The following is a 16515-nucleotide window of genomic DNA, read 5'->3' as shown; positions in this document are numbered from 1 at the left end:
GTAGCTTTGTGAAAGCATGTATCCGAATATCATTAGCTTCATTTATCTTTATGATGTTTTTCTTACCGGCGGCCAGCGCCGAGACCTTGCAGGATCAACTCAATAATCTGGTAGGTCCCAAGCAAAAGTATAATACCATGCTCTCACCTGCCTATCTGAGAACGAATGAAACGGTAGATGAAATTAGTCCGCAGAGTGGCTCGCTGAGTATTACCCAGACGGATTATGTACTGCCCGGCAAGAATGGGCTAGACCTTGAATTCAAACGTATCTATAAGAATGAAGCGGCTAATGTGCAAGAGATGGAAGTGAATTATGTTGATGGGGCTTGGGTAGACCGGGCATTCTCCTATGCCAAAACTTCCTCCTTCTATGAAGATAGATATAACCTGGGAATGGGTATGCGGTTCTCTTTTCCGAGTATTGAGGTTAAAGTGAATTCGGATGGCTCCAGCCATAAGTTCCTGCATACAGACAGCGGAGATGTGTACCGTCTCAAGCCTGCAAACCTGGAGGGTGCATACGTATTTTTGCCAGAGGGGCAGACTGTCAAAGATGTGGTAGTCCGGGAAGCAACAGCTTACCAGAATGGACAGGAGGGCGGAACCTCCAAGTATAAGATGACAGGCAAGGATGGGAAGAACACCTACTTCTCCGAGGACGGCCGGATCTTGGGGATTGTAGACCGGTACGGCAATACTATTAATTTTCAATACGATACTTTGAGTTATTCCATAGATGGTCACTCCATCACCAAAAAGCTGATCTCCAAAATTACAGACTCGGTGGGCCGTGACACGACTATCGAATACAAAGAGGATTTCAACTATAAGGTGGGACCGATCGGCGTTGACGCTCCTGTCAGTGCAAACAATTATTATACCGCATCGCAAAGTCCGAATAACACGGATTCTGGTGATCTAAAAGGTAAGTTTCAAGTCATTCTCCATCTTCCGGGAGATAAAAGTATCGTGTATGACAAGTCAGCGGCCCTCGTTAATGATTCCAAACGTGTAATTAGAACCCGCTTGCAAAGAGTATATGATACGGATGCTAAGCCTAAATATATGTTCTGGTATGAGCAGCCCGACCTTGGCTTCACCTATTTCAACAAAGACAAGTATTCAGCGTATTCCCGCTACGAGAATCTTGTACTGGTGGATGAAGTGAAGAGCAATAAAGCGAAAAGCTATGTTTATAATACGTACACGAAACGTCTGAATGAAGGCAGTATGCAGTACAGAAAGGTTTTTGAAAGTAGCGATCTGATCAAGAAGGGCTTCGATGCTGCTAAACCTAACTTGTTGGATAAATTCATCACCGATACCTATAACAAAAAGACCTATACCTACACTAATGAAGCTGACGGGTATGGCACCGCAGACTACAAGCAGGATGATAAGGCCTATCTTAAGGATACATACCGTTACTACACAACCCTCACAGATGTGAATGGCAGCACTGTCAAATACACCTATAACGGCAATCAGGAAATGATTCAAACCGAGAAGCTGGGCAAGAATCATAAGGAAACGGTAACCAGTGAGCATGATGAGCTGAAGCTGGTCAAGAAACAGGAGACCCTTGTCTATCAGGTGGCGAACGGACAGGCAACGGGGGAACCGGTTCATAAAATTGAGAACTACCGTTACGATGAATACGGCAATATGACCAGCTATACCGGGCCGATTGCTGATCGGGACAGTAAGGGGTACCCGGTAAACAATGAGCACACCGTGCTGTACACCTATGATATTAACAAATTTCATATACTGACCCAGAAGACCTGGAAGCTGGATCAGAATACAACGGCTCAGACCAATTACCAGCTGGACAGCAAGGGGAACGTACTCAAGGAGAGTAAAGCGAACGATGACCCGGTGAATCCTTGGCTGATTACAGATTATGCCTATGATACCTTTGGCAATCTGATCCGCAAGACGGCGCATGACAGTTCTCAGGACTTCACCACTTATTATGAATATGGCATCGACGCTAATGGCACCAATACCAAAGGGGCTTACCTGACGAAGCAATATCAGCAGTCCGGAGGTAAGACTTATGCCAAAACCTATGCTTATGATATGCATACAGGCAATATCCTTAGTGAGATTGATGCGAACGGCAACAAAACATCCTATCAATACGATGCCGTTGGCCGGGTACTCAAGAATATCAGGCCGGATAATAAGTCGCTGCAATACGAGTATCTGGAGAGTCCTTACGCGAATTTCAAGATCCAGTACACGGATGCCGGGAATTACAAATATCTGAACGAGTATGATATTCTGGGGAATTTGCTGAACTCGAAAATTTGGCAAGACAACGCATGGCTGACAACATTAATCAGGCAATATGATTCCTTTGCGAATTTAATTAAAGAGGTTGATGCGAATGGGCATAGCGCCCGGTACAGCTATGACTCTAATCAGAATGTTGTAGAGAAGTCTTATTATGCCAAAGATCAGACACTTAAGGGCAAGCTTGCCCTGCAATATCAGAATAATAACGATCCACTGATGCCCTTAATGCTGACGATTACAGACGAAGAAGGATACGACAAACGATCTTACTACGACCCTTTGGGCCAGATGGTGAAACGGGAAATCACTCCTGACCATCAGAAATTTTATACCTCAACCGCTTCATTTGATTATGCCGGAAATATTCTGAGCGAATCTGATCAGAAGCAGAATACTACCCGGTATACCTATGACTCCCAGGGTAGGAAGACCAGCCAAACGGATGCCATGGGTAATACTACGGAGTATACGTATAACATTCTGGGCCAGGTCGTTAATGAAAAGGCTCCCGGAGGTAAAATTACTGAGTGGACCTATGATAATCTGGGAAGAAATACAGTCAAGAAAATAATACAATCAGGATCTGCGGATTATTATTATACGAGGAATGAGTTTGATGCTGTAAATAATCTTGTCAAAACTACAGTGGGTGCTTTCCTCAGTGGTGTGAATCAAGACTCGTCTATAATCTCTTATGTCTATGATTCTCAAAACCGAATTTCTGATGAGTATTCCAAATTAACAGAGTCTTCTTCAACTCATATTCATTATGATTATGACGCGAACGGGAACAAAACTAAAGTAGTTGAATATGGTGATTCTATTGGCAATCGACTAATTGTCCGTAATTTCCAATATGATTTTGCGGGACGGCCTATTCTTGAATCTGGTGTCTCCAATGAGAAGGCAGGAGACGGCAAGATTGTAGAACGTGGACAATTCGAAACGAAATATGTCTATGACCTTGCAGGCAACCTTTTGAAGAAACAAATTTTTAATGGTACAAGTTATGATACTGAAGAAAATACTTACACCTATAGAAACTTGATTGCTACCACCAAGTCTCCTTTTAATGCAAAGGGAGCAAGACAAAAACGTTTTGATTATGATAAGGTCGGCAATTTGGTTGCTGAGACTTCTATTATTTCTGGAACCGAACGTACAACTTCGTATACCTATGATGGTATGGCTTTAAAAACAAGTGTTACAGATCCGCTTGGAAATACTACCCGCTATCAATATGATCCAGCAGGGAATGTTGTGAAGATGGTGGACGCCAGATACTATACCCAATCTGTCGCAGAAGCCCCTGGAATTGAAAAAGAGTATGATGCCCTCAACCGGCTGGTGAAAACCACAGCATTCGATGGAACCACTAAAGAGGTTGTTGATTACAAAGAGTACGATGGCAGAGGTAATCCCATTAAACAAGCGGATGGAGAAGGATACAATACCGAGAATCCCGCGAAATCTATAGGAGCGGAGTATCGTTATAATGTGCTCGACAAGCCCGTCTTGGTCGTATCAGCACAAATAGCGTATTTAAATCAGCAGCAGGGCACGAGCCATTTCACCAAGAGTCTTAGCTACGATGGTTCAGGTAATGTATTGATCGAAACGACTGGTCCAGGCAATACTGCTCGATTTAGTTATGACCTCGGAGGAAGACTGCAACAATTAACTTATCCCGATGGTTCTACGGTTAAGAAGGAGTATGATTTAACCGGTAAATGGGTGATTAATAGCATTGATCAGTTAGGGCATGTAACTAAAACATACAATAATATTTTTGAAAAACCTTATTTGATTGAATATGCTGATGGTACAAAAGAAATGTTCAAGTATTCATCCAAAGGGGAGCTTCTTGAGAGTGTAAATAAAGAAGGAAACTCCACATATTACAGCTATGACCTGGCAGGCAATCAGATATCAGAGAAAAGCTTCATCAATAAAGATGGAACATACAACAACTATCGGTTAACCCGAGTTGATTATGATGAGGCCTCCAATATTATGGTCAAAGAAAGCTTCCTGAGTAAGACGAATAAAGCCAGCGGTGCTGTGAGTGAATCCAGCGCAGATAATCGGATGGAGCAAATCTTTGACAAAGCGGGAAGGTTAATCGTAATAAAGGGGCCATTCGGCAGAGAGAGTAAAAGTGATTACGACCGCTCTGGTAATGTGATTGCGTCCTACCAGAAAGTAAGTGATGCTAACTACGACATTACAAGGTACAGCTACGATCTTAGAGGAAGACTGAACAGGTCTACATTACTGGTTAAAACTGCTGATATTAGCTCTGAATATCTTGCAGGTGCGGAGTTCGACAATGAATATGTGGACCGTCTGCATGTGATCACCAGTTATTCCTATTACAAGAACGATCAGATCAAGAGCAAGACTGATCCCAAAGGTAATAAGACTTTATTTGAATATGACTATGATAAGCTCATGGTTAAAAAGACGGATGCGTTGCAGGGAATTTCAATTTATCAATATGACAGTAATGGCAATTTGATTGCTGAGACAAATCCCAACGGAGTGGCTACTCTATATGAGTATGATGCACTGAAGCGCTTGCTCCGAAAGATTGCACCATCAAGTGATGGGGAAAGAGCCATTACAAGGTATGTATATGACTTGGCTGGAAATCTAACTAGAGAAGTGTCACCTAACCAATACTCCTCTGAGAAGGATAAGAACGGTCAGTTAGCACAGTTGAAAGGTATGTCGTATACCTATGACACGATGAACCGGCGCATTTCAAAAATTTCACCTGAAGGAATCGGGTTGGAATATATTCTGTATAATCTGAATGGCCAGGTTGCCAAGGTTGTTGACGGACTTAGATATAACGGAAACCTGAAAACTTCCAAAGGGACGACTTATGCTTATGATGGTTTAGGAAGGATGGTTAATGAAACCAATGCCTTAGGTGTATCCAAGCAATATGAGTATAGTGTGCTGGATAATCTGGTGAAGCAAACTGATGGAAGAGGGAATTCCACGTTCTATAATGTTAATTCGGACGGCACCATAGCTCAAGTCAGCAATCCGGATGGAGGCGTGGTGAAATATGAATATGACAAACTGGGAAGGAAAATATTGGAAACCAGTCCGCTGGGAGCAACGACTGTATACAGTTACAATGCTTTTGGCAAAGAGAAATCAATAAAAGATCCTTACGGATATTCTATTGAAAAAAAATACGACCTTAACAGTAATCAGGTTTCTGAAAAAGACAAACGGGGAAGTCTGTCACTGTATAGTTATGATTCCATGGACCGGCTTACTGTGAAAAAAATCCCTCTGGAGATGGATAGCAGCAAAAACATTGTTTATTTATCTGAACAATATAAGTATGATTCGTTAGGGAATCTGCTCAAGAAGATGATTACAGGATCAAAGGACGATTCTCCTAAACGTGAAACAACTTATACCTATTATGACAACAATCTTGTCCAAAACATTGCAGACAACAGTGGAGCAAATACAGTCAAAAAATATGACAAAAACGGCAATATGATCCGACAGGAAAATCTGAGATTGGATGGTCTTGCTGATGTGCAAGAATTTGAATTTGATTCGGAGAACAGGCTGACTCAAAAAACAAACTGGCTGGATGAAGAAAGTGTAGGTGAAGCCTCCTACCTGCTTAATGTAGCTACCTTAAGAGCCACAGACATGCCTGGGAAAATTCGTCAGACTACTGGTTATGTCTATGATATATTGGGCAACAAAGTTCAAGACATTAATCCGCGTGCTTATGGCTATCTGGAGACGGATACAACGAACAGGAAATTATATACCTCTTATTATACCTACGACATCTTGAACCGCCCTGAGAAGTTCGTTCGATACAAGGGGACAACAGCGGTTTATAAGCAGTATGGGTACGATGAAGCAGGAAATAAAATTACAAGCAGAGATGAGCGGGGAGGAGTAACCCATTATCAGTATGATGCTGCCAACCGTGTAGCGGTCACTACAAATACGAAAGACAAGGAATTTGTATTCCAATACGATCTGGCTGGCAACAAAGTGCAGGAAGAGAACTCCAAGGGGTATACCATTTCATATACCTATGATAAGTTGAATCGTCTGGTTCTAACCAAAGATCCTGAAGGTACTGTGATCTCTAAAAACATCTACGATGCCAATAGTAATATTACCAAAAAAATCGACGCAAAAGGATATGCTGCAGGTAGCGAAGATAATTCACAGTATGGAAATGTATATCAATATGATCTGGCTAATCGGCTTATAGCATTCATTGATCCTGAATTAGCAGCCCAGAACGGAAACTCCAAGTTCACCACGAAATATCAATACAATATATATGGAGATATGGTCAGTCAAGCAGACGCATTAGGCAACTTGATGCAATATGAGTACAATAATGCCGGACATCTGATCAAGGTAATAGACGGAGAACAGGTTGAAGTTACTTATGGTTATGACCGTATAGGTAACAAGCTGTTTATGAAAGACGGGCGGGGCAAGCTGACCCAGTATCGTTATGGCTCCTTTGGAGTTCAGCAGTCCGTTACAGATGCTTCTAATCAATCAATTGGTTATAAATATGATCTTGCACTTAACAAAATACTAATGACAGACCAGATGATGCGTGATACTACCTACGAGTACGACAACTTTAATCATTTAATTGAAACCAAGGTTTCACAGACTGGTGACAAGGTTCTCTATGGTTATGATGAGGCAGGTAATCGTATTCGCATGACCGATGAGAGTGGGGTATCCACTTACATTTATGACTCTGAGAATCTGTTATTAGAAATGTCCAAAGATGGCAAGAAACAAATTAGTTATACCTATGATGATATCGGTAACATTGATACGATTACAGATGCTTTAGGGTATGTAACAACCTATCATTATGACAAATCAAGCAGGATGAACCAGGTGACTTATGACGGTCATACAACCGCCTATACTTATGATTTGAACGGTAACCGGGCGGCGGTTCAATACGAAGATGGCGTAAGGGAAGTGTTCGGCTATGATCGGAACAATCGTCTACTTACCGTAATCAATAAGCGGAAGAATGGCTCCGAGATATCCGGTTATCGTTACACCTATGATGAAGCAGGAAGACAAGAGACGGAGTCTGACAGCTACGGTACAACGAAATACAAATATGATCAAGCTGGCCGTATTTTGCAGATTGAAGCGCCAGGGAAGACGACCGTCTATGCTTATGATGGAGCGGGTAACCGTAAGTCTATGCTTGAGACCTACACTTCCATGCAGCCAAGCAGCTACAAGAACACAATAACTCAACAAGCTATTGAATTTAAATTAAAAAAAGCAGAATACCTGTATTCTTCCAGCAATCAATTATTGAAGCTGGAAGAGAGGATGAACGGCGCAGATGGCAAAGAGGTTCTGCTCAAAACCGTGGATTATCTGTATGATGCAGGTGGCAATGAGTTAAGCCAGCGGACCAGTTATATTCAACCCCACTCTGCTGATCTACACCAATCAACCGGTGGAGAAACGTATGAAGCAGGTGAACTACAGAAGACTAACCGCTATATTGAAAAAGTGTCCCGGACCTATGACGGTTTCAACCGGTTAAAGAAAGCGGTGACCGTTAAATCCGGTGATCGATCTGAAATTGAGTTTATGTATAATGGCGATGGTCTTCGAACCCAAAAAACGGTACGGAGTACTAAAACTCCGGATGTTGATAAAGAGACCCATTACGTATATGATCGGCAGCATGTCATCCTGGAGTTGGATAGCAGCGGCAAGCTAAGTACCCGCTATATCCGGGGAATCAATTATATTGCACGAATGGACCAGGCTGAGAAATATACCTATTATCTCTACAATGGTCATGGCGATGTTGTACAGACAGTGACTGCTAGCGGAGAAGTGCAGAATCAGTACGATTATGATGTCTTCGGTAACCGTACATTAACGATAGAACTCTATGTAGAATCTATTCAATATGGGGGAGAGTTCTATGATGCGGAGTCAGGACTATACTATCTGCGTGCCCGCTATTACGATCCCTATACGGCAAGATTCATATCCGAAGACAGCTACCGGGGCGAAGACACCAATCCATTAAGCTTGAACCTGTATACTTACGCTCACAATAATCCAATCTTGTTCCTGGACCCTACGGGCCACTGGGCAGCGGGTGATGAGAAGTTAAATGTAGAGGCGCAGGCGAAGCTCATTGCATTGACGAATGCTTATTACAAGGCTGTGACAGAGGCGGAAAAGAAAGCAATAACTGCCCAAGCCACAACAGTTAGAACAACAGAAGGGGCTAAAGATAAGTCAGTAGTTAGTCCACTGCAATTCCAAACAGCAGAAGTTACAAAGATTGTGGTGAATGGGACATCGAAGGGCTATGCAACAGAGAAGGAATGGAGGCAAGCGTTACAAAAGGTTGGAATAGGTGCGTCGGATTCTGAGCGGAAAACTGTTGGAGATACATTTTCAGGTGGAGCGAGTACTATAAACTACTCAACAGTCAACATGGTGACTATTGGACGAACAAGTCTGACGGTTACAGTAAACTCTTCTTCTAGGACGGTTGACTCAACAAAGAAGACTACAGACAGTGCGACTGCTTCACTTGCTATGAACTATAAGGTTACAGCCAATGAACTGAAGTTTATAGCGGATACAGGTTCATATATGGGAAGTCTGGAAAAATCTTTATACGTTATTGATGCAGTGAAGTCAAACAAAGGAAAAGTAACGTCTAATATTCTTAAGGATGCCAAGCTTAAAGTAGCAAAAGGCCCCATGGGAACAGTTGATATGCTACAATTCACTTACGATATGTCTGAAAAAGGGTTTACTGTAGGTGAAGCACTTAAAATGTATAAGGAAGAGGTCACCGATCCAAGAATGGCGGAGGCCTATGCTACAGTTACATTAAACCTGGTGGGCAGTGGTTTCAGTTTAAAGAGAATGGCACAAGCCGAGAGCAAGGTGAGTGTAACTAGAACCCCCAGTAAGCCTAAACTGGCAGGAATTGTTGAAGGCGAGGTTAAGGCGGCTGGAGGAACAGGGAAACTTTCTGGGAATTTTGAAACTTACTTTAGAACGATGAGTAAAGCTGACTATAATACCCTCGTACAAACAGGGAAAATGCCAGCAACAAGTGAGACATTTATTTCTCCGACACGGTCATTTTCTGAAGGTTATGATGGAGTCACTATTGAGTTTAAAGTAAATGCTGGAACTACCAAATCTTTAGAGAAAATAGGTGTAAGAGATGCTTCGGATCTAACAAAAAATGTATATAATAATATGCCTACAGTCTCAAAAGGATGGACTTCAATTAATGCATACTTTAAAGGAGAAGGGGATCAAATTAATATAGGTCTGGGTAAAGGCAATGCATTGGATACTTTTAATAGCAACATAATAGAATATAAGATTGTCGGAGGGAAGTAATCGTAAAATGACAAATACCGAAATAGAAGTGGTTAAAAAATTGATGAGAAAATCTATAACTAAGACTGAATTCTTGCAAGATTTCACTGTTGATGTTACACAGAATTCAGGTTATGTTTTAATGCTGTTAGAACGAGCGTATAATCGAAAAATAGCTAATGAGGTTGAATACTCTTTATTTATTGCTTTTTCTTTTAATCTGTTTAACGAAGACTATGTCGAAATTGCTTGCAAGTTAATAGAGTCTCATTGGCATTTTCAGCATGAAAATCTGGCAATGATTCTTCAAAGATTGAAATCACCTGCTAGCATTGAATATTTGTATAGGGCGGCTGTAACACAATTCGATTATCTTGACTTTGACGAAGCGTATGCCTTAGCTGTCAAATGTATATGGGCACTGGGTGATATTAACACTGAAGATTCAAGGGGGAAGTTGAAACTTCTTACAGAGTCGGAAAATGAAATAATCAGAGAAAATGCCGTAAAACAACTAGAACGAAATAATTGAGTAATAAACGTAATTGGGTGAAGTGAATAACTTTACCCGATTACTAAACTTTATATCTTGTGAGGGAATAACCGTATATGGAGAAAAATAAAAATACTACAATAACTGCAGAAGAGAAAAGAATTATGGCACTTTACAATCTTGAGACAATTAGAGTATATCAGGCATATAATCACGAAATTGCAGATGAGGTGTTGGAACTTGGTAGGTTTGGATCTTCTTTTAAAATAAATAGGATGACTTGGATAAAGCCATCATTTTTATGGATGATGTATCGATCGGGATGGGGAACTAAACCTAACCAAGAAAGGATATTAGCAATTGATATAACTAGAGAGGGTTTTAACACAATCCTGTCAAATGTAATCCTATCCGCATTTGATCCTGAAATATATACCTCTTATAACGAATGGCAAAGGAAATTACTTAATTCTCAAGTAAGATGTCAATGGGACCCTGATAGAGATGAATATGGGAATCAATTGACAAGGAGAGCAATACAATTGGGTTTGAAGGGTGATATGGTACAAAATTATCTATACAAATGGATTGTAGAAATTAATGATATAACTGAGTATGTACTAGATGCTAGAGAAGCGGTACGATCTGATAATTTTAGGATTGATATGTTGCCGAATGAAGTTGAGTATCCACTGGAAGACTCTACCAAAAAAACGCTTGGTATACTAATAAGCTAGAACAGAGCTTCGTAGTTGGAAGACCAGTAATATAAACGAATTATGTCTCTGAGTATCAAAATTAGTAAAATCAATGCTTCGCTAGAAGAGGATAGTACAGGTTGATTATGGTCAGATACGACCATGATTAATCTGTTTTTTATTGTCTTAGGTGTATACTCTCCTTTCCATTGGAAGCAGTAATAAGGTAATAAATAGCCGCTATTGTCAGAAGGCTTACATGAAGGGAACAGCAAAAGGATCAGGGCATATTCCTCCAAAATTACCCGGTGTAATGATATATTGTTAAGGGTGGCTACTGCGTAAGGTAAGCCACAATAGACCAGGCATTACGGAACCGCTACAGGAACAGATATTTGTCCGAGATAAGGAGAACCCATGAACATTAAAGTATTAATTGTAGAAGATGACCCGATGGTGGCGAAGTTCAACCGTCATTATCTGGAGCAGATTCCGGGCTTTGAATTTGGGGGCTGGGCCCCTTCAGGAGATGAGGCGATGAAGCTGCTGAAGGAGCAGTCCATCGACCTCATGCTGCTGGATATCTATATGCCGCATACCAGCGGCCTGCAGCTGCTCTCCTCCCTGCGGGAGCAGGGGAGCAAGGTGGATATCATTGTGATCTCCGCGGCCAGTGACAATGCCAGCATCCGCAAGGCGCTGCAGAACGGGGCGGTGGATTATCTGATCAAGCCGTTTGAGTTTGCCCGCTTCCAGGCGGCGTTATCGGCGTACCGTGAAGATTATCAGCTGATGCACAAGGAGCATCTCAGTCAGGAGCAGCTGGATAAGCTGCTGCGCCATTCGCTCGGTACCGAAGAGGACAAGCCGGCTCTGTTGCCGCAGGCCCTGCCCAAGGGGCTGGCTGAAGGCACACTGGACAGCATCTGGAGCACGATCAACCGGCTGGAGAGTCCGGTATTCTCCACGGAGGATATCAGCAGCCATGCGCCGATCTCGCGGATCTCTGTCCGCAAATATCTGGCTTTTCTGACCGAAGCGGGAATTCTGGAAATGGAGCTTAGCTACGGCGCGGTGGGCAGACCGGTCTATATGTACAGGGTGAAGCCGGAGGGGTATGAACGGATAAGTAAGTACTTATAATCGGGTGGAACGGAACGATGAGGATAGCTGGGGATAGTGTGGAGTCACGGCTGTCCCGAGGTTGCCCCCAGGCGGTCCATGACTCCATAGCCGTTGCGAAATGCTGTGAAGTAATTATGCTGTGCCATACCTAAGCGTGCGCTGAATCACTCGAAGGCCTGCTGCAAGGCCAGCGGGTTGAACGGGTTCATAATTTTGTAAGCCTTCAAGTGAGGGTTATTCAAATCATTGTCATAGATAATCATATGCTGCTTACCCTTCAGAATAATATCGAAGCGCTGCTTGCGGTCCGTCTGTACGATGGTAATGTAATAGCTGTACCTGCTGCCGGAGCTGACATTTCGGGCTGATTTCATTAAGCGGACGTCAGAGAAGTCCTCACAGATCTGTCTAATCGCTTCCGGTTCAGTAACGACAATATCCTTCTGTTCGCCGGGAACAGAAGACAACCGGGTAATCTCCAGGGCAGCGATATCTTCCAGAGTAAGTGATCTGGCAACGACTCGTTTGAATGAAGTATAGCGGTTTGCGGAATAGGTGATCAGAGAGACCCCTGCTGCTGCCAAAATCGTTCCGGCAAGCATATATTTTTGGCTTTTTTCCATAGTTTCTGCTCCTCCTAGTAATACAGTCGTGTAAGTCCCCATTATAAATCTATAAACACATCCGGGCAAATGTACTAACTTTATTTACTTTATTATTACTTTAATCACTATATTATTTCTTTAATCACTTAATAGTGGAGGGAGGTCTCTTTCAGGTTATGATGATTGTGAAAATATGCACAATTACAATTGGAGGAACAATCAATGAACCGAAAGAGATGGGCAAGTCTGCTGGGCACAGGGTTGCTGCTGGCAAGTCTGGTGGCGCTGCCAGCCTGCAGCAGTAACAAAGGGGAGTCTACGGACATTGTTATTATCGGCGGCGGCGGGGCGGGAATGACCGCGGCCATTGAAGCGCATAATCAGGGTGCGAAGGTTATTTTAATTGAAAAAATGCCTATGCTCGGAGGCAACACCGTCCGCGCGGAAGGCGGGCTGAATGCCGCAGGCACACCTTATCAGGCTGCGGCGGGCATCACCGACAGTCCTGAGCTGCATTATGAGGACACCATGAAGGGCGGCAAGAACCTGAACAACCCGGAGCTGGTCAGAACGCTTACGAATGGCGCGACCGCTTCAGTAGAATGGCTGAAGGAGAACGGAGCCGAGCTGTCTGAGGTAGGCCGCGCAGGCGGTGCAAGTGTGAACCGGATTCACCGTCCGGCGGGCGGAGAGGCGGCAGGTAATTTCATAGTGGTTGCACTGAAGAAGAAGCTGGAAGAAGACAAGATTGATGTGCGGCTGCAGACGACTGCGGATGAGATCGTCAAGAACAAGGACGGCGTGGTTACCGGAGTGAAGGTGACGGATAAGGAAGGCAAGCATTATACGATCAGCGCGAATTCCGTGATTCTGGCGGCCGGCGGTTTTGGAGCCAATATGGATATGATCAAGGGCTACCAGCCGCAGCTTGAGGGGTTCTCCACTACCAACCATCCGGGCGCGACGGGCGATGGAACAAAGATGGCCGAGAAGATCGGGGCCAAGCTGGTAGATATGAAGGAGATTCAGATTCATCCGACTACCATTCCGGGTCAAGGCGTGCTGATCACCGAAGGCGTGCGCGGAGACGGTGCGATTCTGGTGAATAGCGAAGGTAAACGATTCACGAATGAACTGCTGACCCGCGATGTCGTGTCCCGGAACATTCTGGCCCAGTCCGGCAAGGTGGCCTACATTATTTTCAATGATGAGCTGCGTGCCAACCTGAAGGCGACTGAAGTTTATTTTGGAATGGATCTGGTACAAGAAGGGGCGACCCCAGCGGAATTGGCTGAACAGATTGGCGTAGATGCTGCAGCGTTGACCGATACGATGGACCGTTACAATGGATTCGTCGCTTCCGGCAAGGATACAGAGTTTGAACGGCCGGATCTTAAGCTGTCTTTTGAGCAAGGCAAATATTACGCTATTCAGGTAACACCGGGAATTCACCATACGATGGGAGGAGTAGCCATTAACAGTCACGCGCAAGTGCTGGATACCCAGGATCAGGTGATTGCCGGGCTGTATGCTGCGGGCGAAGTGACCGGCGGGGTGCATGGCGCTAACCGGCTTGGCGGAAATGCGCTGGCGGACATCACCACCTTCGGCCGGATTGCAGCAGACGAAGCCGTGAAGTCGCTTAAGAAATAGATCATAGAAGGAGGAATTATCCATGCAAAAGCGGACAAAAACCATGCTGTTATCAGCGATCGCCGCTGTGACTGTACTTGTGACGGGATGCTCTTCTTCCGGCAAGTATGTGGACGGGACGTATGACGGTACAGGCAAAGGCGTAAAGAGCGATATTAAAGTCGCAGTAGAAATCAAGGATGAGAAAATTGAGGGCATTACCGTTAAGGAGCATAAGGAAACCGAAGCTATGATTGATGCGGCGGTGGAGAATACGATTCCCGAAATTATCGAAAAGCAGACCACCGAAGGCGTCGACGCCCTCTCCGGTGCTTCCGGCTCCAGCGGTGGGATTATCGAAGCGGTGGCTCAGGCACTGGAGCAAGCCAAGAAGAAGTAAGCTAGCTATTCTATTATTTTAGGTGAAAAGGTTGTACACAAGCCATACAAGCCCAGCCCTCCTGTCTCCGGCAGCAGGACTGGGCTTGCTTCATTCCCTCGAACCGTTCCTAAGGAGGAGCTTTACAAATTCAAGTTCAACAAATATAGTTCGATATTGTATAGAGGGTTGGAAGGAGGGCTTGTGCCCATGGGCAAAACAAAAAGCCTCAGTCTCAGGACAATGGTAGCCGTCATGGTCTCTGCCGTTGTGCTGCTAGTATTGCTGATCTTATACTTTATCTTCCGCAATCAGATTATTCCCCAGACCCGGCAGGCACTGGAGGATAAGGCGATTACGATTGCCCGTACGATTGCCCTGATCCCGCTGGTCTCAGAGGGCCTTAGTGAAGGAAACAGCAAGGAGATCCAGGACTACACCTCCAGGATCGCCCGCCGCAATGACATTATGTTTGTAGTGGTGACCGATATGAAGGGTATCCGCTATTCCCACCCGGATGATTCTCTGGTCGGTCTGCCTTTTGCCGGAGGAGGGCAGGAAATCTCCCTGCGCGGGGGCGAGAGCATCTCGGAAGGAGCAGGGCCGCTGGGCAGGTCGCTGCGGGGCTTCGTTCCGGTCTATAACAACCGGGGACATCAGGTGGGAGTGGTCATCGCCGGTCTGTCACTGGAGAGGGTCGAGCGGCTGGTCCGTCTGAATGAATGGACGATTATCGTGATCCTGGTCTCGGGAGCCTTACTTGGAGCAGGCGGCTCGTTCATTCTGGCGGCACGGATCAAGCGGATGGTCTTCGGCATGGAGCCGGCGGATATTTCCAAGCTGCTGCAGGAGCGCAGCGCTATGCTGGAATCTACGCGTGAGGGAATTATCGCGGTAGACCAGGAAGCGCGGATTACGATCCTTAATATGGAGGCCCAGCGGCTCTTGAAGGCGGCGGGGATTGGAGGAAGCGCCATCAACCGGCAGATAGCCGATTATTGGCCGGAGCTGCGCCTGGAGCGGGTGCTGTTGAACGGTGAGGGGGTACAGGACCGGGAACTGGAGCTGGGGGACAGCTCTCTGCTGGTGAACAGTCTGCCGGTCCGGGTCAACGGTACAATCGTCGGAGCCATTGCCACCTTCCGGGATGAGACCGAACTGGCGGTGCTGGCTGAGAAGCTGTCGGGAGTCTCCGTCTATGCAGAAGCCCTGCGCTCCGGTGCCCATGAGTTCATGAATAAGCTGCATGTGATTATGGGCATGACGCATATGGGCCTGTATGATGAGCTGCAGCAATATATTCTGGGCACCGTAAGCAACTACCAGAAGGAGATTGGGTCGATTACGAGACAGATCAAAGATCCGGTAATGGCCGGTTTCCTGCTGGGTAAGCTGAGCCGGGCGCGCGAAGCGGGAATTGAACTGCTGCTGACAGAGGACAGCTATCTGCCGGAGCCGGCAGATCCGCAGGTGATTCATGAGCTGATCACCATTGCCGGTAATCTGCTGGATAATGCGCTGGAGGTGCTTGGGAAGTTCCGCGGGCCAGCCGGTAAGCGGGTTGAACTTGCTTTTCAATATGAAGAGGGGCGGCTGTTATGTGAGGTAAGCGACAACGGCCCTGGAATTCCGGTGAACCTCCAGGAGCAGATCTTTGTCCAGGGCTTCTCCTCCAAGGGAGAACAGCGGGGGATCGGCTTGTATCTGGTCAGGAAAAGTGTGGATAAACTTAACGGCCATGTTCAGCTTGCCGCCGGCAGCGGTCCGGGAGCCCATTTTATCGTGGATGTGCCCTATGCGGTCAAGGAAGAGGAGATGTAGACTTTGTGACGGCTATTCACTTACTTTAGTTACAAAA

At 45.0% G+C, this 16515-nt stretch carries 8 protein-coding genes; 7 read left to right on the top strand and 1 reads right to left on the bottom strand.

Going from position 1 to position 16515, the window contains the following annotated elements; translation table 11 throughout:
- The first annotated feature begins 50 nt into the window (after positions 1–50).
- From HQN87_RS23075 to HQN87_RS23060, 4 genes are all read left to right on the top strand, one after another.
- A complete protein-coding gene (locus HQN87_RS23075) occupies positions 51–9746 on the top strand; it encodes an RHS repeat-associated core domain-containing protein (RefSeq protein WP_173138072.1) in 9696 nt (3231 codons plus the stop codon).
- Between the two features lie 7 nt (positions 9747–9753).
- Complete coding sequence (locus HQN87_RS23070) at positions 9754–10257, top strand: HEAT repeat domain-containing protein (RefSeq protein WP_173138070.1); 504 nt, start codon at positions 9754–9756, stop codon at positions 10255–10257.
- Positions 10258–10334: 77 nt separating this feature from the next.
- Positions 10335–10955, top strand: a complete 621-nt coding sequence (locus HQN87_RS23065; protein WP_173138068.1) for a DUF4291 domain-containing protein — start codon at positions 10335–10337, stop codon at positions 10953–10955.
- 378 nt (positions 10956–11333) lie between these two features.
- Positions 11334–12059, top strand: a complete 726-nt coding sequence (locus tag HQN87_RS23060; protein WP_173138066.1) for a response regulator — start codon at positions 11334–11336, stop codon at positions 12057–12059.
- 146 nt (positions 12060–12205) lie between these two features.
- Here HQN87_RS23060 and HQN87_RS23055 read toward each other — a convergent pair whose 3' ends face one another.
- Positions 12206–12664: a hypothetical protein gene (locus tag HQN87_RS23055; RefSeq protein ID WP_173138064.1), complete on the bottom strand. Its 459-nt coding sequence runs from the start codon at positions 12662–12664 to the stop codon at positions 12206–12208.
- Between the two features lie 204 nt (positions 12665–12868).
- On the opposite strand from HQN87_RS23055, the gene HQN87_RS23050 reads away from it, so the two are divergent.
- The 3 genes from HQN87_RS23050 (at position 12869) to dcuS (ending at position 16478) form a co-directional block, all read left to right on the top strand.
- A complete protein-coding gene (locus HQN87_RS23050) occupies positions 12869–14299 on the top strand; it encodes a flavocytochrome c (RefSeq protein ID WP_173138062.1) in 1431 nt (476 codons plus the stop codon).
- 22 nt (positions 14300–14321) lie between these two features.
- On the top strand, positions 14322–14678 hold the full coding sequence (locus HQN87_RS23045; RefSeq protein ID WP_173138060.1) for an FMN-binding protein: 357 nt from the start codon (positions 14322–14324) through the stop codon (positions 14676–14678).
- 189 nt (positions 14679–14867) lie between these two features.
- Positions 14868–16478, top strand: a complete 1611-nt coding sequence (dcuS, locus tag HQN87_RS23040) for a DcuS/MalK family sensor histidine kinase (protein ID WP_173138058.1) — start codon at positions 14868–14870, stop codon at positions 16476–16478.
- Positions 16479–16515: the final 37 nt, after the last annotated feature.

This window comes from Paenibacillus tritici (assembly GCF_013204885.1).
GTDB lineage: Bacteria > Bacillota > Bacilli > Paenibacillales > Paenibacillaceae > Paenibacillus_AQ > Paenibacillus_AQ tritici.
The sequence above is the reverse complement of the archived record's forward strand: the minus strand, read 5'-3'. Positions and strand labels throughout refer to the sequence as shown.